The 20,899-nt window shown below is 61.8% G+C and carries 14 protein-coding genes; 6 read left to right on the top strand and 8 right to left on the bottom strand.

Features of this window, described 5'->3' with window-relative positions:
- Positions 1-228: 228 nt before the first annotated feature.
- The gene (locus tag MTR66_RS15170) at positions 229-3,318 is read right to left on the bottom strand and encodes a TonB-dependent receptor domain-containing protein (protein ID WP_243922548.1); all 3,090 of its coding nucleotides are present in this window, start codon (positions 3,316-3,318) and stop codon (positions 229-231) included.
- Between the two features lie 477 nt (positions 3,319-3,795).
- Here MTR66_RS15170 and MTR66_RS15165 point away from each other — a divergent pair, with 477 nt between their 5' ends.
- Positions 3,796-4,329: a hypothetical protein gene (locus tag MTR66_RS15165; protein WP_243922546.1), complete on the top strand. Its 534-nt coding sequence runs from the start codon at positions 3,796-3,798 to the stop codon at positions 4,327-4,329.
- A 391-nt stretch (positions 4,330-4,720) separates the two neighbouring features.
- The gene (locus tag MTR66_RS15160; protein WP_243922544.1) at positions 4,721-7,693 is read left to right on the top strand and encodes a TonB-dependent receptor plug domain-containing protein; all 2,973 of its coding nucleotides are present in this window, start codon (positions 4,721-4,723) and stop codon (positions 7,691-7,693) included.
- An 82-nt stretch (positions 7,694-7,775) separates the two neighbouring features.
- Here the strand turns inward: MTR66_RS15160 and clpB are convergent, their stop codons facing one another.
- Positions 7,776-10,355 (bottom strand): ATP-dependent chaperone ClpB, encoded by a 2,580-nt coding sequence (gene clpB, locus MTR66_RS15155; RefSeq protein WP_243922542.1) that lies wholly within the window; start codon positions 10,353-10,355, stop codon positions 7,776-7,778.
- Between the two features lie 289 nt (positions 10,356-10,644).
- On the opposite strand from clpB, the gene MTR66_RS15150 reads away from it, so the two are divergent.
- Complete coding sequence (locus MTR66_RS15150) at positions 10,645-11,094, top strand: nuclear transport factor 2 family protein (RefSeq protein WP_243922540.1); 450 nt, start codon at positions 10,645-10,647, stop codon at positions 11,092-11,094.
- On the opposite strand, the gene MTR66_RS15145 is transcribed toward MTR66_RS15150, so the two are convergent.
- A complete protein-coding gene (locus MTR66_RS15145) occupies positions 11,095-11,829 on the bottom strand; it encodes a DUF4197 domain-containing protein (protein WP_243922538.1) in 735 nt (244 codons plus the stop codon). It lies immediately after the preceding gene.
- Between the two features lie 117 nt (positions 11,830-11,946).
- Between MTR66_RS15145 and MTR66_RS15140 the strand changes: the two genes are divergently transcribed.
- From MTR66_RS15140 to MTR66_RS15130, 3 genes are all read left to right on the top strand, one after another.
- A complete protein-coding gene (locus MTR66_RS15140; RefSeq protein WP_243922536.1) occupies positions 11,947-14,838 on the top strand; it encodes a M16 family metallopeptidase in 2,892 nt (963 codons plus the stop codon).
- Positions 14,839-14,843: 5 nt separating this feature from the next.
- Positions 14,844-15,146 (top strand): hypothetical protein, encoded by a 303-nt coding sequence (locus MTR66_RS15135; RefSeq protein WP_243922534.1) that lies wholly within the window; start codon positions 14,844-14,846, stop codon positions 15,144-15,146.
- A 115-nt stretch (positions 15,147-15,261) separates the two neighbouring features.
- Complete coding sequence (locus MTR66_RS15130) at positions 15,262-15,963, top strand: hypothetical protein (protein ID WP_243922532.1); 702 nt, start codon at positions 15,262-15,264, stop codon at positions 15,961-15,963.
- Positions 15,964-15,999: 36 nt separating this feature from the next.
- Here the strand turns inward: MTR66_RS15130 and gatB are convergent, their stop codons facing one another.
- From gatB to rpsU, 5 genes are all read right to left on the bottom strand, one after another.
- The gene (gene gatB / locus MTR66_RS15125) at positions 16,000-17,502 is read right to left on the bottom strand and encodes an Asp-tRNA(Asn)/Glu-tRNA(Gln) amidotransferase subunit GatB (RefSeq protein WP_243922530.1); all 1,503 of its coding nucleotides are present in this window, start codon (positions 17,500-17,502) and stop codon (positions 16,000-16,002) included.
- A gap of 177 nt (positions 17,503-17,679) precedes the next feature.
- The gene (gene gatA / locus MTR66_RS15120) at positions 17,680-19,164 is read right to left on the bottom strand and encodes an Asp-tRNA(Asn)/Glu-tRNA(Gln) amidotransferase subunit GatA (RefSeq protein ID WP_243922528.1); all 1,485 of its coding nucleotides are present in this window, start codon (positions 19,162-19,164) and stop codon (positions 17,680-17,682) included.
- Between the two features lie 133 nt (positions 19,165-19,297).
- Complete coding sequence (gatC, locus tag MTR66_RS15115; protein ID WP_243922526.1) at positions 19,298-19,600, bottom strand: Asp-tRNA(Asn)/Glu-tRNA(Gln) amidotransferase subunit GatC; 303 nt, start codon at positions 19,598-19,600, stop codon at positions 19,298-19,300.
- Positions 19,601-19,712: 112 nt separating this feature from the next.
- Positions 19,713-20,237 (bottom strand): FKBP-type peptidyl-prolyl cis-trans isomerase, encoded by a 525-nt coding sequence (locus MTR66_RS15110; RefSeq protein ID WP_243922523.1) that lies wholly within the window; start codon positions 20,235-20,237, stop codon positions 19,713-19,715.
- A gap of 167 nt (positions 20,238-20,404) precedes the next feature.
- Positions 20,405-20,611, bottom strand: a complete 207-nt coding sequence (gene rpsU, locus MTR66_RS15105) for a 30S ribosomal protein S21 (protein ID WP_007011585.1) — start codon at positions 20,609-20,611, stop codon at positions 20,405-20,407.
- Between the last annotated feature and the right edge of the window lie 288 nt (positions 20,612-20,899).

Below are 20,899 nucleotides of genomic sequence, written 5' to 3'. Positions count from 1 at the left end.
TGGATCATCTCCATGCGCCGCGAACACCGTCGCCGCCATCACAGCCGCCTCATCCAGCCTGCCCGAGCGCGCAAGACCGGCGATCTGCTGAAGGTTCTGCTGCGGAGTCGTGGTTGCCATGTGTTGTCCGGACGATCTGGAAAGCCGGTTCAGCACCGGCAGAAAATAAGAAGGCGGCGGCCTTCCATGGGGAAGCCCCCCGCCCACGCTAATCACATTTGAAAGCGATTAGAAGTTCATCGTCACACCAGTGAAGATGTACCGGCCGAGCGCGTCGTAAGTGCCCGGATAGGTATTGCCGTTACAGATAACGCTGGCGCAAGCGCTCGACGATACCAGCGGCGGCTGCTTGTCGAACAGGTTGGTCGCACCCAGACGCCACTGCAGGTGATCGCCGATGTCCCAAGTGGTCGTCAGATCGAAGTAGTCCTGAGCTGCCAGCTTGTCGTCAAGCGAGTTCGTCGCACCGTCTTCATACGGAACCGCCGAGATGTGACGCCACTGGAGCGACACGCCCAGACCGCCAGCCGTACGGAAGGTCGCACGGGCCTTGTGCCGCCAAGTCGGGAGCGGGGTCGCCGCCGAGCCGCCGCAGGTCGGGCCATAGACGCCAGCACATTCGTACGGCGTGGTCAAACCATCGTCCACGATGTAGCGATCCAGCAGCGTGCCAACCATGTTCAGCGACAAAGTGCCGGTAGAACCGATCTCGGTCGACCAGCTTCCGTTGAACTCGAAGCCACGCGTCTTCACGCCGCCAACATTCTGCGGAATGTCGGTCACGTAACCATCGGCGGACAGCCACAGCGAACCAGCCGGGTTACGATTCACGAGCGCACAAGCCTCAAGATTCTCGTCGTTAACGCACGAGTCGAGGATCGCGTCAGCGCCGTAGCCTTGGATGGCATTCTTCACCTTGATGTCGAACCAATCGACGCTCAGCGTGAAGCGCGGAAGGAAGCGCGGCTGAAGCACGACACCCAGCGTCTTGGTGGTGGCCTTCTCCGGATTCAGGTTCGGGTTACCACCGATCAAGCCATTATACTGCTCCGCCGGGTTGCCGTTGGTGCTCTGACCAATGGTCAGCCCTTGAGCGAGACAGCCCACGTCACTTGCCGAAACAGTGATGCCGGCGCACGGATCGCTAACGCCATCAAGCGCAATGATCTGCGGCGCGAACAGTTCCTGGATGTTCGGCACGCGAACCGCACGGTTGTAACCGGCACGGAAACGGATGTCCGAGACAGGAGCGAAGTCAACTCCGAGCTTGAACGTATCGGTGTTGAACTTGCGGCCGTTCGAGATCTTGTAGTGCGAATAGCGGTAGCCGCCATTGAACGACAGATTCTGCACGATCCCGTCCTGGATCAGCGGAATCTCGATCTCGCCGAAGAACTCTGCAACCTTGTAGTTACCAGAGGTGTCCTTGGTCGGCGCGCCCTGACCGGTGAGATCGCCAGTATTGAAAGCATTGTCAGCCTTCAACTCCAGCGAGTCGCGGCGGAATTCCACACCCAGCGCAACGTTAATACCGTCAACTGCGAGCGGCGACTGAATGCCGTATTCGCCAAGCATGCCGGTGAAGGTCGCGCTCGCAATCTGCTGCGAGGTGTTACCCTTCAGGAAGCCGGTCGCGCTCAGGTAATCGACAGCAGCCTGCGACGGCCCGGCACCCGTAAAGATGTCGTAAGGGACGCAGTTCGAGTCTGCTCCAGACAGTGCCACACGGCAAACCGGATTGCCGGTGCTGGGATCAGTGACCACATCCAGTGCATTGCCAAGACGGACGGCCGAGAACTCGTTGGAATAAACCTGCGAGTAGTTGGTACGGCCATACTGATAGTAAGCATCGTAGGACCAAGCCTTACCCAGATCACCGCGCGTACCGATGACGGTGCGGAACGCAGTGTGCTGAAGATCGGAAAGACGCGGACCGCCTTCGACGTTACGGCGCAGAAGCTGGAAGAACGCCTTGTTGTAGTTCGCACCGGTGGTCGGATCGATGTAGTTCACTGGCCCCGGAGCAGCGGTGCCATAGATCGACTCATACAGGCTCGGAACCAGCGGGAACGTGCCGATGGAGCCGTTGATCAGGTTGCGATCGGTGCAGATCGCATCGCGCTGCGCAGCCGACATCAGTGCGTTGTCGCAGTTGATGGTCAGCGTATTGCCGAAATCGCCCGACGGTGCGATCTGGGCCACAGTCCGGTCGTCCATGAACATGAATTCCATGTACGGATGGATCGCTTCGTTGATCTCGTAGTCAGCGAAAACACCGGCGGTGTAGCGTTCGTCCGGACGCTGGAAGTAGTTCAGCGGCGCATAGTTGTAGCGCTGAACCAGACCGCGCGTGAACGACCCAGCGCCAAGACCGCCGATGGTCGAGGTCACCGCACCGCCTGCATCAATAACATTACCTTCATCATCGAGGACGTCGGTTGTGTCGTAATAGATACCGGTACCGATCTGGTTGGTCAGCGAACCGCCGCAGCTGAAAGAACCCGACGAACTAGCCGAAATGGTGCAGGCTGAATAGTCACGCTTCCTCTGCAGAAGGGCCTTCGCCTTGCGATAACCAACATAGGCAGTGATGTGGCCGCGGCCATCATCGAAACCAGAGCCGAATGCAGCGGTCAGATCATACTGACCACCATCTGTGGCGTTGCCAGTCGGATAGTCGAAGCCCGAAAAGCCCGAAGCCTGACGCGCATCGAGCAGCGGAGGAGTGAAGCTGTTACGGTTGTTATGGTTGTACAGACCGTAGTTGGCGTCGATCTTGAAGCCTTCGAAGTCGGTGTCCATCACGAAGTTGACGACACCGGCGACGGCGTCAGCACCGTAGGTGGCCGAAGCACCGCCGGTCAGCACATCGACGCGCTTCACCAGTGCGGCCGGAATGAAGTTAAGGTCTGCGGCGGAGGTCGTGGTGTTCGGATCGCCCGTCATCAGACGGCGGCCGTTGATCAGCACCATCGTGCGCGACGGGCCAAGGCCGCGAAGGTCGACCTGAGCCGTACCAGTGGCGCCGTTGGCCAGCGTCGAGCTCTGCGCTGCGACAACCTGCGGCAGCGAGTTGAGCAGATCTTCCGTGCGAGTCGTGCCCGACAGCGAAATGTCGTCCGACGTCACCGTGGTAATCGGCGCGATCGACTGCTGGTTAGGCGATGCGATGCGCGTGCCGGTGACGATGATGGCATCGCCCACGGACTCGTCCGCAGGCGCAGCATCCTGCGCGTAAGCCGCACTGCTGAACAAAGCAAAGCCCAGCACCAACGGCGCTGCGCCCGCCTTGAGAGCGGTAAGAGTTTGATTTTTCACTTGCGTGTCCCTTTTTCTAAGGCGCGGTGTGACCCCTTGCGCCTTCGATTCCCCGGTAATGCCCCAACCCGTGGCTGTGTAGACAGCACCGGTAGATGCGCTTTCATCTCCCAAAGACAGGCTTGATCAAAGGGCTTTGGCCATAAAATCGCAACATTGCCCCAACCTTGTGGCAAATGCGCAACAACCGCCTCCACGCAATCGCCCTTACCGGCAAAACACGTTGATTTACCAAGACACATTTCGTGCGCACACAAGCACTCATGGCGTAACATCATTTCAACATTAGCGCCTGCAGCATTCACCTTGCTTCACGCTGCCCGATTGTCAGAAAGCCAACCACGAACGGCAGGCTGAAGATAGTTGCCTGCACCCGGGCCACTCGACTCCACTATCCCCATCTTTTCCACCTCTTGCCGCACGACTGCACCGGTTGTTACAAAGCCAAGCCAACGCAACAAAGACAGGGAGGCGGCCTTGAACCGCAGTTATCTTGCAATACTACTGGCAGCCCCCCTGGCATCGCAGCCAACTTTGGCGAAAGATGGACAAGACAGCGCCCAGCCACCGGAACTCTACCGCCAGTTGATCGATTGCAGAAACATAACCGCCGCCACCGAGCGCCTAGCCTGTTACGATCGGCAAACCGCGGCATTCGAGGAGGCGGCACGCAAACGCGAAATCGTCATTTCAGACAAAAACGCAGTCAAGGCCGCCCAGCGTGGCCTGTTCGGCTTCACAGCACCAGTCGGCAAACTCCTTGGCTTCGGGGAAGACGACGAAGCAGATGCAGTCAAACAGATTGAAAGCACTGTAGCTGGCGCACGCCACACTAGAAATGGCTGGCGCCTCGAACTGGAAGACGGCAGCACCTGGGAACAAAACGACACCCGCAATTTCGTGCTATCCCCCAAGCCTGGCAATTCGGTGAGGATCACACGCGGAGTGCTAGGTACCTATTTCGTATCGGTCCAAAGGCAGCGCGGCATCAAGATGCGGCGGATTAACTAAGCACGTCAGCCCCACCTTATCCAAACGACAAAAAAATCCACACGCCATGAACACCCTCACCCGAAGAGTGCAATAAAGTTACAAGAATTGTGGAAGGGTCGTAACTTATTTCCACACCCAACCCATTATAAAAGCACTATTTTTCACAAAATACGCACATCGCACTCCTGACACTATCACATCCAATGAACTCAACTGTGGCAGTTGAGCAACAAGCCTCGCTACAAACAGCGCAACGCCCCGAAAACGGTTGAATGCATGTTCAGGTAGCGCGAGTGTCCCTCGCATTGCAGCAGTACGTTCACCGGGAACGTCAGCCTGCGAACTTCAGCTGGCAAACAGGGTGGTCACGCTCCTGTCTGCCTGCCGAAAACAACAAGGGACACATTACGTGAAAACGACACTCAGAAAGGTGGCCTTGCAAAGCGCCACCGGTCTCGCGGCACTCGCGATCAGTGCCACCTCAGCCCAAGCCCAAGAGGCGGAAAACACGCCTGACGACAATGCTGCAGACCAGGTGATCATCGTCACCGGTTCGCGCCTCCAGCGCCTGAGCGTGGATACCCGTGAACCGAGCATCATTGTCGGATCGGATTCGATCGAAGAGCGCGGTATCACCAACGTTGGCGATGCCCTCGATCAGATTCCGGCCTTTGGCCCGCCAGCCAGCAACCCGGTCGGCGGACAGTCGGGGGGCTTTGGCTCGGGTCAGACGTTTGTCGACTTCTTCGGTCTTGGTTCGCAACGCACTCTGACCCTCGTCAATGGCCAGCGTTATGTCAGTTCGAACACTGCTTCGATCTTTGGCCCGACAGACCCTGGCTCGCAGGTGGACCTCAACACCATTCCGACGCTGATGATCGACCGGATCGAAACCATCGCAGTCGGCGGTGCTCCGATCTACGGTTCCGATGCGATTGCCGGCACCGTCAACATCATCCTCAAGGATCACTACGACGGCATTCAGCTTGGCGGACAGACGGGCATTTCCAGCCGTAGCGATGCAGCACAGTACCGCCTCAGCGCGCTGGCTGGCACGAGCTTCGCCGATGGAAGAGGCCAGGTCGTTGTCGCATTCGACTATAACAAAAGTGAAGGCCTGCTCTACACCGACCGCAAACGGACAGCGGCCGGTCTGTTCTATACATCGCCATCGGATCCGGACAACTTCCCGTATTCGCAGGAACTGATTTCAGATCGCCGTATCCCGATCCTCAGCGAATATGGCGCCCCGACAAGCGCCGACATCGTTCCTGGTTTTGGGGCCGATTTCTACGATGCAGCCGGCAACTCGCTGATATTCGATGCCAACGGCAACCTTGTTCCGCTGGACTTTGGTGAGCGTCACACGACTGTGAACTCGTCGGGCGGCAACGGCTTCAGCCTTACCCCGCTCAGCAATTTGCTCTCGCCTCTGGAGCGCTACAATGCTTATGGCCGTGCCAGCTATGAGCTGACCGATTCCATCAAGGCATTCGCCGAAGTCTCCTACGCCCATTCGAAGGGCAAGGAACTGCGCCGCCAGCCGGTATACAATACTTGGCTGTTCGGTGATGCGGGCGACCCCGACGGCAACCTGATCATTCCGCTCTCCAATCCTTTCCTGTCTGACGATGCCCGTGCAACGATCGCATCGCAGCTACCCGACGGGCAGGATTTCTTCTATCTTGGCCGCGCGAATACGGATCTGGTTACTGGCCTGAGCAGTTCAACGGTTGAAGTCTACCGCATTGTGGGTGGCCTGGAAGGCGACTTCAACATCGGCGATCGGGCGTTCAAATGGGAAGTGATCGGCAACTACGGTCATTCGCGCTCGAGTGGTGCCAGCCGGCAGCTGGTTCAGCAGAACTTCGAAAACGCTCTGGCCGGCTGTCTTGACGGCTATGTGAATTCGCCCATCGAAACCATCAGTTCGACGTGCGCACCGTTCAACCCGTTCGGCCATCAGAACGGCCCCGAAGTGGGAGACTACATCACCACTATCGCAAGGCCTGTGGCCACCAATGAACAGTGGGTTGTCACGGCCGATGTGACCGGCGACCTGTTCGAGCTGCCTGGAGGCCCCGTGCAGTTCGCTCTTGGTTACGAACATCGCGAGGAAAAGGCAAAGTTCGATCCCGGCGCATTCTATTACGGCGCCGAAGATCCGAACGATCCGACAGCCCCGCGCACCCAGTATGGGCGCTCCATTCCAATCGATCGCGTCAACGGCAAGTTCGACACCAATGAGGTCTTTGGCGAACTTCGTATCCCGGTGGTCTCACCTGACATGAATGTTCCCCTGGTGCATATGCTTGAAGTGAGTGGTGCAGCACGCTGGGTAGACCACTCGCTTGCGGGCAGTGACCTCACTTGGTCCGCCGGTGGCGTGTGGAAACCGGTGGCAGACTTTGGCATTCGTGGAAACTTCACACGTTCGATCCGTTCCCCGGCAATCACCGAGCTGTACAATCCGACCAGCCGAATTTTCACGACTGCAGACGACCCGTGTGATGCGCGATTCATCGACCAGGGACCTAATCCCTCCAACCGCGCCGCAAACTGTGCTGCGGCTGGACTGCCAGCCAACTTCACATCAAACATCGTCGAATTCACGACGGAAGGCTCGCTCTCGGGCAACACGGGCCTGAAGAACGAAAAGGCTGACAGCTGGACGATCGGTGCGATCTTTACGCCGCGGTTTGCCCATGGACTTTCGCTGTCGATTGACTGGGTCAACATCAAGCTCAAGGATGCTATCCTGAGCGTCGATGCTGAACAGACGCTGGAAGCCTGCTACGATGCAACTTCGTTCCCGAGCTCTGCCTGCAGCCAGATTGACCGCGATGCCGATGGGCAGGTCTCCTTCATCCGGACCGGCTATCTCAACGCGGCTTCGTTCAATTACGCAGGTCTTATCGGGTCGTTGAACTGGTCCTTCAATACGCCGTTCCTCGGCTCCAGCAGCACCATGCTTCTGCGCTCGAGCTACCAGTATATCGACAAGCTGGAGCAGCGGGTCGGCACTGGTGACATCAGCACGTTGCGCAACAGCATTGGCTATTCGAAGCATCAGGCGACGGCTAGCCTATCCTACAAGAACAAGGCCTTTGGTGCATTCGTTCAGCTGCAGTATATCGGGAAAACAAAGGTTGATGCCGATGCAGGCCCGACTGTCTACGAATATCCAACGCGCGATGCCGTTACGTTCGTGAACTCGTCTATCAGCTACGACATCAACGAGAAGTTCCAGCTTCGTTTCATTGTCGACAACGTGTTCGACACCAAGGCTCCTTATCCGGCCCCGGCCGGTGGCGGTGTCGTCACATACTTCGACGGCATCCTGGGCCGTTACTTCAAGGTCGCCGCGACCACGAAGTTCTGATCCACATACGGATATGAAAGCGGAAACGGCGGGCAATGCCCGCCGTTTCTTCTTTTTTGCGTCCAATCGGTCAGGACGTACCTTATGTCACCCCGATCACCAGCGCTCCATCACCCTCATCGATCCGCACGGTAGCCCCATCCGGCACCTCGCCCGCAAGCAGCTTTTCGGCCAGCGGGTCTTGCAGATAGCGCTGCACCGCGCGCTTCAATGGCCTTGCCCCATAGACCGGGTCGTAGCCCACCCGGCCGAGCCAGCGCTTGGCCGCATCGGTGAGGTCGAGCACGATCTTGCGATCCTTCAGCAGCTTCTGCACGCGCGCCACCTGGATATCGACGATCGGGCCCATGTGTTCCTGGCCCAGGCGGTGGAACAGCACGATCTCATCGAGACGGTTGAGGAACTCGGGGCGGAAGTGGGCCTTCACCACGTCCATCACCTGCGGTTCCACACTCTCGACGGTCTGTCCTTCCTCCAGGCTCGAAAGGTACTGACTGCCGAGGTTGCTGGTGAGGATGATCAGGGTATTGGTAAAGTCCACCACCCGGCCCTGCCCGTCGGTCAGGCGTCCGTCATCGAGCACTTGCAGCAGCACGTTGAACACGTCGCCGTGCGCCTTTTCCACCTCGTCGAACAGCACGACCTGATAGGGCCGGCGCCGCACCGCTTCGGTGAGCACACCGCCTTCCTCATAGCCGACATAGCCCGGAGGCGCGCCGATCAGGCGGGCGACGGCGTGCTTTTCCATGAACTCGCTCATGTCGATGCGCACCATCGCGGTGTCGTCATCGAACAGGAAGGCCGCCAGCGCCTTGGTCAGCTCGGTCTTGCCGACGCCCGTGGGGCCGAGGAACAGGAACGAGCCCAGCGGCCGGTTCGGGTCCTGCAGCCCGGCGCGGGCGCGGCGCACGGCCTTGGAGACGGCTTCCACCGCATCCTTCTGGCCGATCACGCGCTCGCCGAGGACGTCCTCCATCTTGAGCAGCTTCTCGCGCTCGCCCTGCAGCATCTTGTCGACCGGCACGCCGGTCCAGCGGCTAACGACACCGGCGATGTCGTCCTCGGTCACTTCCTCGCGCAGCAGAGCGTTTTCCGACTGCGCCTGCGCTTCGGCAAGCTGCTTCTCAAGCGCGGGGATCGTGCCGTAGGACAGCTCGCCCGCGCGGGCGAGGTCGCCCGAACGCTGCGCCTGTTCCAGTTCGAGGCGGGCCGCGTCGAGCTGTTCCTTCACCTTGCCTTCGGCGGCGATCTTGTCGCGCTCGTTCTGCCAGCGGGTGGTCAGCTCGCTCGATTGCTGTTCGAGGTTCGCCAGTTCCTCGCGCAAGGTCTGGAGACGGTCCGCGGAGGCCTCGTCGGTCTCCTTGGCGAGCGCCGATTCCTCGATCTTGAGCTGGATGATGCGGCGGTCGAGACCTTCGATTTCCTCCGGCTTGCTTTCCACTTCCATGCGGATGCGGCTGGCGGCCTCGTCCATCAGGTCGATCGCCTTGTCGGGCAGGAAGCGGTTGGTGATGTAGCGGTTGGAAAGCGTCGCCGCCGCCACGATCGCGCCGTCGGTGATGCGCACGCCGTGGTGCACCTCGTACTTCTCCTTGAGCCCGCGCAGGATCGAGATCGTGTCCTCCACGGTCGGCTCGTCGACGAAGACGGGCTGGAAACGGCGCTGCAGCGCGGCGTCCTTCTCGACGTACTTCTGATATTCGTCGAGCGTGGTGGCGCCGATGCAGTGCAGTTCGCCGCGGGCAAGAGCGGGCTTCAGCAGGTTGCCCGCGTCCATCGAACCTTCGGACGCGCCCGCACCGATCAGCGTGTGCATCTCGTCGATGAACAGGATGATCTGGCCCTCGGCGCCCTTCACTTCGTCGAGCACGGCCTTGAGGCGTTCCTCGAACTCGCCGCGGTACTTGGCGCCCGCGATCAGCGCGCCCATGTCGAGCGCCATGAGCTGGCGGTCCTTGAGGCTGTCAGGCACGTCGCCATTGGCGATGCGCAGCGCCAGCCCTTCGGCAATGGCGGTCTTGCCGACGCCGGGGTCGCCGATGAGGACAGGGTTATTCTTGGTGCGGCGGGCGAGGATCTGCACGGTGCGGCGGATTTCCTCGTCGCGGCCGATCACCGGATCGAGCTTGCCGTCCTTCGCGGCCTGCGTGAGGTCGCGCGCGTACTTCTTCATCGCGTCGTAGCTTTCCTCGGCCGAGGCGGAATCGGCGGTGCGGCCGCCGCGCAGTTCGGTGATCGCGGCTTCGAGCGCCTGCGCGGTGACGTTACCCGCCTTGAGCGCCTGCCCGGCGGGCGTCGTGGAGGCGAGCACCAGCGCCAGCAGCAGCCGCTCGACCGTGACGAAGCTGTCTCCAGACTTGGTGGCGGCCTGCTCGGCAGCGTCCAGCACGCGCACCGAATCGTTATCGAGCCCCGGCGTGTTCTGCGCGCCGCCGCCCGAGACGGCAGGCACTTTGGCCAGCGCCTTGTCGAGCTCCTGCGTGGTGTAGCCCGGATTGCCGCCCGCGCGCTGGAGCAGCCCGGCGGCCATGCCCTCGCTATCGTCGAGCAGGGCCTTGAGGATATGTTCGGGGCTGATGCGCTGGTGGTTCAAACGGATCGCGACGGTCTGCGCGGCCTGAAGGAAACCCTTGGCGCGGTCGGTGAACTTTTCGAGATTCATGGTGTGAAATGCCTCCTGACCTCGATGATATAGTGTTGCATTTTTGCAACACAAGGCCTCTCCGATAATTTGTGCGTTTAACGGGCAGCGCGCCCGAATGCTTTGATTAGGCACAAGGAAATGACCGCCGTATGGCCGGTCCACCCCAAGATGGGTGCCCCGTTCCGCTTTGCCAAGCACCCCATGACGCCACGGCGCTAATCGGCAGGACAGCACACTAATCCCTTGGCGCACCGGCGTGCTTTGCCTAGCCTCGCCCATCATACCGAATTGGGAAGAGGGAAGAAACGTGGCGAAATTCACCCCAGAGCAAGCAGCGGACGTCCTGGCGATCAAGCAGGCCGTCTACGAATGGGGCGACGAACTCGATCTCAACAACGGCCTATCGATGCGCAAGGCGGACTGCCTGGCCGAGGATGTACAATACAACGTGGGCGGCGAATGGCGCGATGGCCTGGCGGCAGTGGAAGCCTTCTACAAGGGCCGCGCCGAGGCTATGCAGGCGGGTGCAGGGCTGATGACAATGCGCCACATCATCACTTCGCTGCGCGTCTCCTTCGATGACGCGGACCATGCGAAAGTCGGCTACCTGCTGGTGTTCTTCGCCACCGTGACGAACCTCGACAAATACTGCGATCCGCTCGCCGTCGCCGACGTGAAGATGGAATGCCGCCGCGATGCAGACGGCGAATGGCGCATCACCCGGTTTGACAGCGGGCAGATCTTCAAGCGGGGGTAATCAGTCCCCGCCGATCAGCCCTTTCAGCAGGCCCTCTGCCGGTTTGAGCGGATTGGCGCGCAGCTTTCCTTCTTCGTTGCCGATGTAGCGGAATATGCCGTCCAGCGCCTGTCCCGTGACGGAATCGCCCAGCTTGTCATGCGTGATCCCGGCCCGGCGCAGAACGCCGGAGCGGCGCGACAGGCTGTCTAGCTGGCCATAGGCGCCCACCTGGGCAAGGCCGCTGTCGATCAGAGGGCGCAACTTGCCATGCAGTTCGTCTCCGGCGCTGCGCCGCAGATATTGAGTGGCACCATCATCCTGCGAGGCGATGCCCGGCACGTCGGCCAGCGTCAGCCGGGAAATCGCCGCGCGGAAAATGGGTTTGGCCTCCCCCGCCGCGATCCCCGCCGCATCGTTGAGCCTGCGCACGAGATTGCCGGTAAGCCCCAGCTTGTCCCCGGTATCGAGCACTTTGCCGAGCACCCCGCCCAGACCGCCGCCAAGGCCTCCCCCCAGCCCGCCGATCAGCGGCAGGCCGATACGGATATCGGGATCGTCATAGAAAGCGCCGGGCTGCGCCAGCCGGTCGAGCGTGCTGTCCGAAGCGCGGCCGAGCAGCCCCGTCAGCGTCCCGCCAAGCCCTGCGGCCCGTGCCGCCTCGGGCCACACGGCGGTGGCCGTTCCGCCTGCAAGTCCTGCCAGCATCGCCGCCATGGCCTCACGCCGCTTCATGCCGGTATCAAGCCAAGTCATCCTGCCCCTCCCCTGTTTTCCCAACACCGAACTTGCGCCAATCCCGGCGCTTGCGCAATGCCCCCTCGAACGCGCAGAAGCGCTTGCGGCGGCGGAAGTCTTTGCTAGACCGTTACAATGCGCAAATCCCCCCTGTCGAGCGTTCCTGCTCTTGCCGCCGCCCTGTTCCTTTCCACCAGCCTTACCGCGCCGCTCACTCCGGCGTTTGCTGCCGCCGCCCAGCAGGCGCAACCGGCCTCGCCGCAGGAACTGGTCTCCAAAGTCGACATTCCCTACGAGAAGTTCGTGCTGCCCAACGGGCTGACGACGATCATCCATACCGACCGCAAGGCGCCAATCGTCGCCGTCACCGTCTATTACAAGGTGGGATCGAAGAATGAGCCGCGCGGCCACACCGGCTTTGCGCATCTCTACGAGCACTTGTTCTTCGGCGGCTCCGCCAATGTCCCCAATTACGACATTCCGCTGGAGGCCGCCGGATCGACGCCGACCAACGGCTCCACCTGGTACGACCGCACCAATTACGTGGAAACCGTGCCCACCGGCGCGCTCGACCTCGCCCTGTTCATGGAAAGCGACCGCATGGGCCATCTGCTGCCCGCGGTGACGCAGGACAAGCTCGATAAGCAGCGCGGCGTCGTCCAGAACGAGAAGCGGCAGGGCGACAATCAGCCCTATGGCCTCTACGACTATTTCCAGAGCGAAGGGCTGCTGCCGGTCGGCCATCCCTACCGCCATTCCACCATCGGTTCGATGGCCGATCTCGACGCCGCGACGCTGACCGACGTGCGCCAGTGGTTCACCGAGCACTACGGCCCCAACAATGTGGTGCTGGTGCTATCGGGCGATATCGATGCCGCCACCGCGCGGCCCAAGGTGGAAAAGTGGTTCGGCGACATCCCGCGCGGCCCCGATGTCGCGCCGGTGAAGGCTGGCCCGGTGACGCTGCCCGCCCCGGTTTCGCGCGATATCACCGATCAGGTGCCGGTGCTGCGCCTCACCCGCAACTGGACCGCGCCGGGGCTGAACGATCCCGATACCCCGGCGCTTAACGTGGGCATGTATATCCTCGGCGGCCTCGCCAGCTCGCGGCTCGACAATGCGCTGGTGCGCGGGCAGGAACTGGCCGTTTCGACAACCGCCTACGATCAGGTGTTCCAGCAGCTCAGCTTCCTGACGATGGTGATGAACGTGAAGCCCGGCGTGGACCGCGCGTTGGCCGAAAAGGCCTTCGGCAAGGTCCTGGCGGACTATCTGCGCGACGGCCCCACCGAAGACGAAGTGCGCCGCGCCGTCACCACCCTGCTGTCGGGCGAGATCGGCGGGCTGGAGCGTGTCGGCGGCTTTTCCGGCAAGGGCTCCACGCTGGCCGAGGGGCAGGTTTATTCGAACGATCCGGCGCACTACAAGAAAGATCTGGAAGCGATGGCCGCGCTCACGCCGGAGCGGATCAAGGCGGCGCTGAACAAGTGGCTTTCGCGCCCGGTCTATGCGCTCAACGTGGTGCCCGGCAAACGCACCGCCAGCGGCGACCAGATGGGCGGCTGGGGCGACGAGGCCGATCATCCCGCCCCGCCTGCCGATCCCCATGCCAAGGCGCCTGCCCTGGCCGCCGGTCCGGCCCGCACTGCCCCGCCGGTGCAGCCGGTCTCCGCGCTGAAATTCCCGGCGATCGAACATGCGACGCTGTCCAACGGCATTCCCGTCACGCTGGCCCGGCGCACCGCGGTGCCCAAGCTGGTCATGACGGTCGATTTCGATGCCGGTTATGCCGCCGACGCGCTCGATACCCCCGGCACGCAGGGCCTGATGCTCTCGCTGCTCGATCAGGGCACGGCTACGCGCAATGCCACGCAGATCGCCGAGGCGCAGGAGCGGCTGGGCGCCAGCATCGATATCGATGCCTCACGGGATGACAGCACCGTCACGCTCAGCGCGCTGACGGACAATCTCGCCCCCTCGCTGGCGCTGACGGCGGACCTGATCCTGCATCCCGCCTTCAAACCGGCCGATTTCACGCGCGTGAAGGCGCAGGCGCAGGCCGCGCTGGCGCAGACCTTCTCCTCGCCGCGCGCATTGGCCTCGCGCACGCTCGATGCCGCGATCTACGGCAAGCATCCCTATGCCCAGCCCGGCGACGGGCTCGGCAACGCCCAGTCGCTCGCCGCGCTGACGCCCGCGAATATCCGCGCCGCGCATGACGAATGGATGCGGCCGGACCTCGCCAGCATCACCGTGGTCGGCGATGTCACCATGGCACAGCTGAAGCCGCTGCTCGAACAGGCTTTCGGCGGCTGGAAGGCCCCCGAAGCCAAGGCGCCGGTCAAGCCGCTCGACACCGCAACGCCGCCCGCCAAGGCCCGCGTGATCCTGATCGACCGGCCCAATTCGCCGCAATCGGTGATCATGGCCGGGCGCGTGCTGCCGCTCACCGGCCGCACGCCGGGCGAGGAGCCGCTGGAACTGGCCAACGACGTGCTCGGCGGCGATTTCCTCTCGCGCCTCAACCTCGATATCCGCGAGGAGAAGGGCTGGTCCTACGGCGTGCGCACCGGCGTCTCGCAGCCCACCGGCCCCAGCGCGGTGCAGCTCATCGCCCCCGTGCAGGCGGACCGCACCGGAGACACGATCAAGGCCGTGACGGCCGACATGGCCGCTTTCCCGGCCACGCAGCCGGTCAGCGCCGAGGAACTGCAGCGCGTCACCGAAGGCGCCATCCGCGGCATGCCCAACCAGTTCGAAACGAACGCCTCCGTGCTCTCCGCGATCCGCAAGAACGCCCGCCTCGGCCGTCCGGAGGACTACTATGCAACGCTGGCGGGCAAGTACCGCACGATCGGCGCCAAGGCCATCGGCGCGGCGGCGGCGCAATATCTGCAGCCCACGGGCCTCACATTCGTCATCGTCGGGGATCGCAAGGTCGTCGAACCGCAGTTGCAGGGCCTCGGCCTGCCGGTAGAAGTGCGCGAGGCCCCCGCCGCCCCCGAAGCGGCCCCGGAAAAGGAGTAAACCGCATGACTGTCGCCGGAAACTATGACTGCATTACCAAGACCCCGATGGGCCCGCAAAAGGGCGTGCTGACCGTGGTGCCGGGCGAAGGCGATACCTTCACCGGCCAGATCACCGGCGATCTGGGCAGTATGGACGTCAAGAACGGGACGGTCAGTGGCAATACGCTGACCTGGCAGATGAAAATGACCATGCCGATGCCCATCGACCTCGACTGCACCGCCACCATCGAGGGCGATACGCTGACCGGCAAGGTCAAGGCCGGGATGTTCGGGACGATGGAGCTGACGGGGACGCGGCGAGTCTGATTTCAAGAACCGGGATCAGCAAAGACACGTCAGCTGTTACAAATATTTAACACGCCAAAGCAATCAGTTCAGCGTTAGCCCCTGTCTTAATCACGAATAATTTCAGGGGGCATGAATGAGGTTTTTTGCTGCACTTGCAGCGCTTGCCGTTGCAGGCTGCGTTTCCACACCTACGCCAAACTACACACCAGTCACGACTGCCATTAGTTTCCCGAAAATTGGTGAAGAAACAGAAGTTTCCCTCGGAGAGGATATGCTCCGTCAGGGGTTTTATACAGAGACTGATGGCATCGAGACTTCGCAGCAAAATAACATAAAAGGCTACAAGCTCAGTGCAGGCTTTTACCCACAAGTTTCGGAAGATAAAGAGTACACTTATCACTCATTCGGACACTCAATATCCAGAGATGGCTCTGGCTATCTCCTGCAGGCGACCGGTTTATTGGGAATGCCCCTTGCCTTTCCACAGTCGATTAGAGCATCAAAGAATAAGCAAGAAACCTGTATCATCGTCGGCGGTTTAACCCGGCCTGCATGTGACACGGAAATTCCTTTTCAACGAGTCCGTAGACCTGCGATCTCAGAACGAGATCTTCAACAAACGCTCATTTATAGCGGCCGTGTCGGTGATCGCATCAAGATTGGATATCGAGAGAGTTCAGGAAATATGGCTCGTCCAGCGTTCTCCAACGAAGCTGAGTATGACCTGTCCAAATCAGATGAAATTGGATACCGCGGAGCACGGATAAAAGTGTTGGCTGCTGACAACCAAAAAATCAGATATATCGTTTTATCAAATTTCAACTCAGCCAAGTAGGGTAGCTTTCCCCGGACTTTGTCCGGGGAAATACTGTCAGCCCAATTTTGCCTTCAGGATCTCGTTCACGACCTTCGGGTTGCCCTTGCCCTTCATGGCCTTCATCGTCTGGCCGACGAAGAAGCCGAACAGGGCTTCCTTACCGGCCTTGTACTGCTCGACCTTGTCGGCATTGGCGGCGAGGACCTTGTCGACTTCGGCCTCGATCGCGCCGGTGTCCGATTCCTGCTTGAGGCCTTCGCGCTCGACGATCGCGCCTGCGTCGTCCCCGGTTTCGAGCATCAGTTCGAGGACCTGCTTGGCCGCCGAGCCGGAAATCGTGCCCTTGGCGACCAGCGCCAGAAGCTCCGCGCCCTTTTCGGGGGTTACAGGCGACTCCTCAAGGCTGGTGCCCAGCTTGTTGAGCGCGCCGAACAGTTCGGAGATCAGCCAGTTGGAGGCCTGCTTGGCGACTTCCGCAGGCTGCTTGCCCGCGGCCTTCGCGGTTTCGGCCAGCAGCAGTTCGAACCAGCGCGCGGTTTCGACATCGGCCGTCAGCACGCCCGCGTTGTAGGCGGACAGGTCCAGATCGCTTTCATAGCGGTGGCGCTTGGCGTCCGGCAGTTCGGGCAGCGAACCCCGGCAATCCTCAAGGAACGCATCGTCGAGTTCGAGTGGCAGCAGGTCCGGATCGGGGAAGTAGCGGTAGTCGTGCGCGTCTTCCTTGCTGCGCATCGAGCGCGTGGTGCCGCTGTTCGGATCGAACAGACGGGTTTCCTGCACGATAGTGCCACCGCTTTCCAGCACGTCCACCTGACGGTTCGCCTCGTGCTCGATCGCCTGCATGACGAAGCGCACCGAGTTCACGTTCTTGGTTTCAGTGCGGGTGCCGAACGGCTCGCCGGGCTTGCGCACCGAGACGTTGACGTCGGCGCGCATCGAGCCCTGATCCATATTGCCGTCGCACGAGCCGACATAGCGCAGGATCGTGCGCAGCTTCGTCAGGTAAGCGCCTGCTTCGGCAGGCGAACGCATGTCCGGGCGGCTGACGATTTCCATCAGCGCCACGCCCGAGCGGTTGAGATCGACATAGGACATCGTCGGGTGCTGATCGTGCATCAGCTTGCCCGCGTCCTGCTCGACGTGGATGCGTTCGACACCGATGGTCTTGGTCGAATTCTCGGGATCTTTCTCGTCGAGCACGATCTCGATCGAGCCCTCGCCCACCAGCGGGTGGTAGAGCTGGCTGATCTGATAGCCCTGCGGCAAGTCCGCGTAGAAGTAGTTCTTGCGGTCAAAACGCGACCACTTGTTGATCTGCGCGTTGATCGCCATGCCGGTGCGCACCGCCTGACGGATGCACTCCTGGTTCGGCACCGGCAACATGCCCGGCATCGCCGCATCGACCAGCGAGACCTGGCTGTTCGGCTCCGCGCCAAAAGCCGTCGCCGAGCCGGAGAACAGCTTGGAGTTCGAAGTCACCTGCGCATGGACTTCAAGGCCGATCACGACCTCCCAGTCACCGGTTGCGCCCTGGATGCGGTATGTCGATTCAGTCATCGTTTTTCGATCCATTCCGAGAACGACGCAGCAACTTGTGACGCTGCCTCATTTCGTTTGTCTTGTCCTGACTCGGCAATTCATGCCGCCGTGCAGGCAAATCGTCCTTACGTGCCGGTCCACGGCTGGAGAAAAACTCGCCTAGCTCTCCAGCCAATTCAATCCAGAAGGACCAGCTTACCACCACTTCTCCGGCTTCGCCGCAAATCCGGCGCGTTGCTCGATGGCGAGGCCTGCGTTCAGCACGCCCTGCTCGTCGAACGGCTTGCCGATCAGTTGCAGCCCCAGCGGCAGCCCCTGCGCGTCGAGCCCGGCGGGCACCGACATCGCGGGCAGGCCCGCCAGCGAGGCCGGCACGGTGAACACGTCGTTGAGGTACATCGCCAGCGGATCGTCCGCATTCTCGCCCAGCGCGAAAGCGGCGCTCGGCGCGGTCGGGGTCAGCAGCACGTCCACTTCGCTGAAAGCGCCCATGAAGTCATGGCTGATCAGCGTGCGAACCTTTTGCGCCTGCGTGTAATAGGCATCGTAGAAACCCGCCGAGAGCACATAGGTGCCGATCAGGATACGGCGCTTCACTTCGGCGCCGAACCCGGCGGCGCGGGTGGCGGCGTACATGTCCTGCAGGTTGGCGCCATCGGGCAGATCGCGCAGGCCGTAGCGCACGCCGTCATAACGCGCGAGGTTCGAGGACGCTTCGGCCGGGGCGATGATGTAGTAGGCAGGCAGCGCGTACTGGGTGTGCGGCAGCGTGACGTCCACCACTTCGGCGCCCGCGTCCTTCAGCCAGGCGATGCCCTGCTGCCAGATCGCCTCGATCTCGGCGGGCATGCCGTCCACGCGGTATTCGCGCGGAATGCCGACTTTCTTGCCCTTGAGGTCCGCCGAGAGATTGGCGGTCCATTCGGGCACCGGCATGTCCAGGCTGGTCGAATCCTTGGGATCGAAGCCGGTCATGGCTTCCAGCATGATCGAGCAGTCGGTCACGTCATGCGCCATCGCGCCCGCCTGATCGAGCGAGCTGGCGAACGCCACCACGCCCCAGCGCGAGCAACGGCCATAGGTCGGCTTGATGCCGGTAATGCCGGTGAACGCGGCGGGCTGGCGGATCGAGCCGCCGGTGTCGGTGCCGGTCGCGGCCGGGCAGAGCCGCGCGGCGATTGCCGCCGAGCTGCCGCCCGAAGAGCCGCCAGGTGCCAGCGGGGCATTGCTGCCCGGGCGCCGCCAGGGCGAGATCACATTGCCGAAATAGCTCGTCTCGTTGGAGGAGCCCATGGCGAACTGGTCAAGGTTGAGCTTGCCCAGCATGCCCGCGCCCGCATCCCACAGCTTCTGCGAGACTGTGCTTTCGTATTCAGGCTTGAAGCCTTCGAGGATGTGGCTGGCCGCCGTGGTCTGCACGCCTTTGGTGGCGAACAAGTCCTTCATGCCGATGGGCACGCCCGCCATCTTGCCCAGCGTTTCGCCCGCGGCGCGCTTGGCGTCGGTGGCCCTGGCAGCCTCGACCGCGGCTTCGGGCGTGGCGACGATGAAGGCGTTGAGCGCGTCCTGCGCGGCGGCAACATTGGCGTTAAAGGCGTCGGCCACTTCAACGGCGGTAAAATCGCCCTTGGCCACGCCGTCGCGGATGGCGGCTACGCCGAGTTCGGTAAGGTCAGTCATGCTGTTTTCCAGCCATTGTGTGCCGCGGGCCCTTCGACAAGCTCAGGGCGAGCGGGGATAGAATTTTTCAGTTCCCACGACCCGCTCATCCTGAGCCTGTCGAAGGATGGGGAAGCGAGGCGCCTGCCTCGGATCACTCGATCACCTTGGGCACGCCGAAAAAGCCGTGCTCGGCCGCCGGGGCATTGGCCAGCACCGCATCGCGCTTGCCGCCGCCGGTGAGCGGATCGGCATCGATCACGTCTTCGCGCAGGCGCTGCTGGTTGGGGATCACGGCGGTCATCGGCTCGATGCCCGAGACATCGACTTCGCCGAGTTGCTCGACCCAGGCGAGAATGCCGTTGAGTTCAGGCACCATCGCCTCGATTTCCTGCGCGTTCACCTGGATACGGGCAAGGCTGGCGATCTTGGCCACGGTTGCGGTATCGACCGACATGGCGGTTCCTCAATGATGGCGGGGCCGCAAAACGGCCCTTCGCGAAAAATACGGACTGTGAGCGGGCGCTAGCACCCGCTCCCGGCCCTATCAAGCGGCCAGCAGGCCCGAATCAGGGCTTTCCGGCCGGAGCCGCCGCGCCGGGCGCGCCCTGCTGCGCCTGCATTTGCTGGAGTTGCTGCATGATGCGCTGCTGCTGCTCGATCTCGGCGCGGCTCTTGAAGTCCAGCAGTTCGATCTCGAACGTCAGATCGGTGTTGGCCGGAATATCGCCCACGGCCTTGTCGCCATATGCCAGCGACGAGGGAATCTCGACCATGTACTTGCCGCCGCGCTTCATCTGCACCAGCGCCTTGCTGAAGCCGGGCACGACTTCACCGAGCGCCATCGGCACCTGCTTGGCCTGATCGAACACTTTGCCGCTCGGCAGCGTGCCCTTGTAGTTGATCAGCACCACGTCATCCATCGTCGGCGAATCGCCGCTGCCGGCGGTCAGCGTCTCGATATGGACGGCGGGCGGCATGGCGGCGTAGGCAATCCCGCCTGCGGCCAGGGCAATCGCGGCCACGCCCAGCCAGATCTTGCTAAGCGAACCCCTGGCGATCGGCTGGAGCGGGACGCGGGTGATCTCTGTCATCGTCGAAAGGCCTCTTTCGGAATCGCCCCCGATGCGCGTGCACAGGGCGTGCAGATGCACAAAGGGCGCGGATGGAATTTCCGCGCCCTCATGGCTCAAGCAGGCCCGGGGTTCAAGCCGGAACTGCGATATTGAGGTGCCCTGCGTGAAACCGCAGGAAACAGCGCTTACTTGACGCCGTCACGCTCCATGCGCTTGCGCTCCAGCTTGCGGGCGCGGCGAACGGCAGCGGCCTTTTCGCGGGCGCGCTTTTCCGAGGGCTTCTCATAATGGCGGCGCAGCTTCATTTCGCGATAGACACCTTCCCGCTGCAGCTTCTTCTTGAGCGCACGAAGGGCCTGATCAACATTGTTGTCGCGAACCATGATCTGCATAAACCGAAACACCTCACAAATCGAAAGCCGGAGCCCCGCATGCCGACGCGGGGAAGACCCTCTTAAAGAATACGAAAATGCGCCGAATCCTACCGGGCCCGGCTCGAAGTTGGGCGCCGCTACCACCGGAAGGACGAAAAGGCAAGCAATCTTGCGGCAGAACCTGCCCCATATTCCGCCGACTGCGGGCGGGGAAACCCTGCCTGTGCGGCTTATATAACACATCCGCGCCTTTCGCGCCAGTACAGCGGAGATTGGAAATCCCGGGATTCGCGGCTAAGGCGGCCG

Source organism: Novosphingobium beihaiense (assembly GCF_022832375.1).
GTDB classification, from domain to species: domain Bacteria; phylum Pseudomonadota; class Alphaproteobacteria; order Sphingomonadales; family Sphingomonadaceae; genus Novosphingobium; species Novosphingobium beihaiensis.
This window is presented reverse-complemented; position numbering and strand designations above follow the sequence as displayed.

Coding starts and splice junctions, on each gene's coding strand:
- gatA (WP_243922528.1), bottom strand. CDS start 19,164: ATGACTGACCTTACCGAACTCGGCGTAGCCGCCATCCGCGACGGCGTG.
- gatC (WP_243922526.1), bottom strand. CDS start 19,600: ATGTCGGTCGATACCGCAACCGTGGCCAAGATCGCCAGCCTTGCCCGT.
- gatB (WP_243922530.1), bottom strand. CDS start 17,502: ATGACTGAATCGACATACCGCATCCAGGGCGCAACCGGTGACTGGGAG.
- clpB (WP_243922542.1), bottom strand. CDS start 10,355: ATGAATCTCGAAAAGTTCACCGACCGCGCCAAGGGTTTCCTTCAGGCC.
- MTR66_RS15135 (WP_243922534.1), top strand. CDS start 14,844: ATGACTGTCGCCGGAAACTATGACTGCATTACCAAGACCCCGATGGGC.
- MTR66_RS15140 (WP_243922536.1), top strand. CDS start 11,947: ATGCGCAAATCCCCCCTGTCGAGCGTTCCTGCTCTTGCCGCCGCCCTG.
- MTR66_RS15110 (WP_243922523.1), bottom strand. CDS start 20,237: ATGACAGAGATCACCCGCGTCCCGCTCCAGCCGATCGCCAGGGGTTCG.
- rpsU (WP_007011585.1), bottom strand. CDS start 20,611: ATGCAGATCATGGTTCGCGACAACAATGTTGATCAGGCCCTTCGTGCG.
- MTR66_RS15145 (WP_243922538.1), bottom strand. CDS start 11,829: ATGACTTGGCTTGATACCGGCATGAAGCGGCGTGAGGCCATGGCGGCG.
- MTR66_RS15130 (WP_243922532.1), top strand. CDS start 15,262: ATGAGGTTTTTTGCTGCACTTGCAGCGCTTGCCGTTGCAGGCTGCGTT.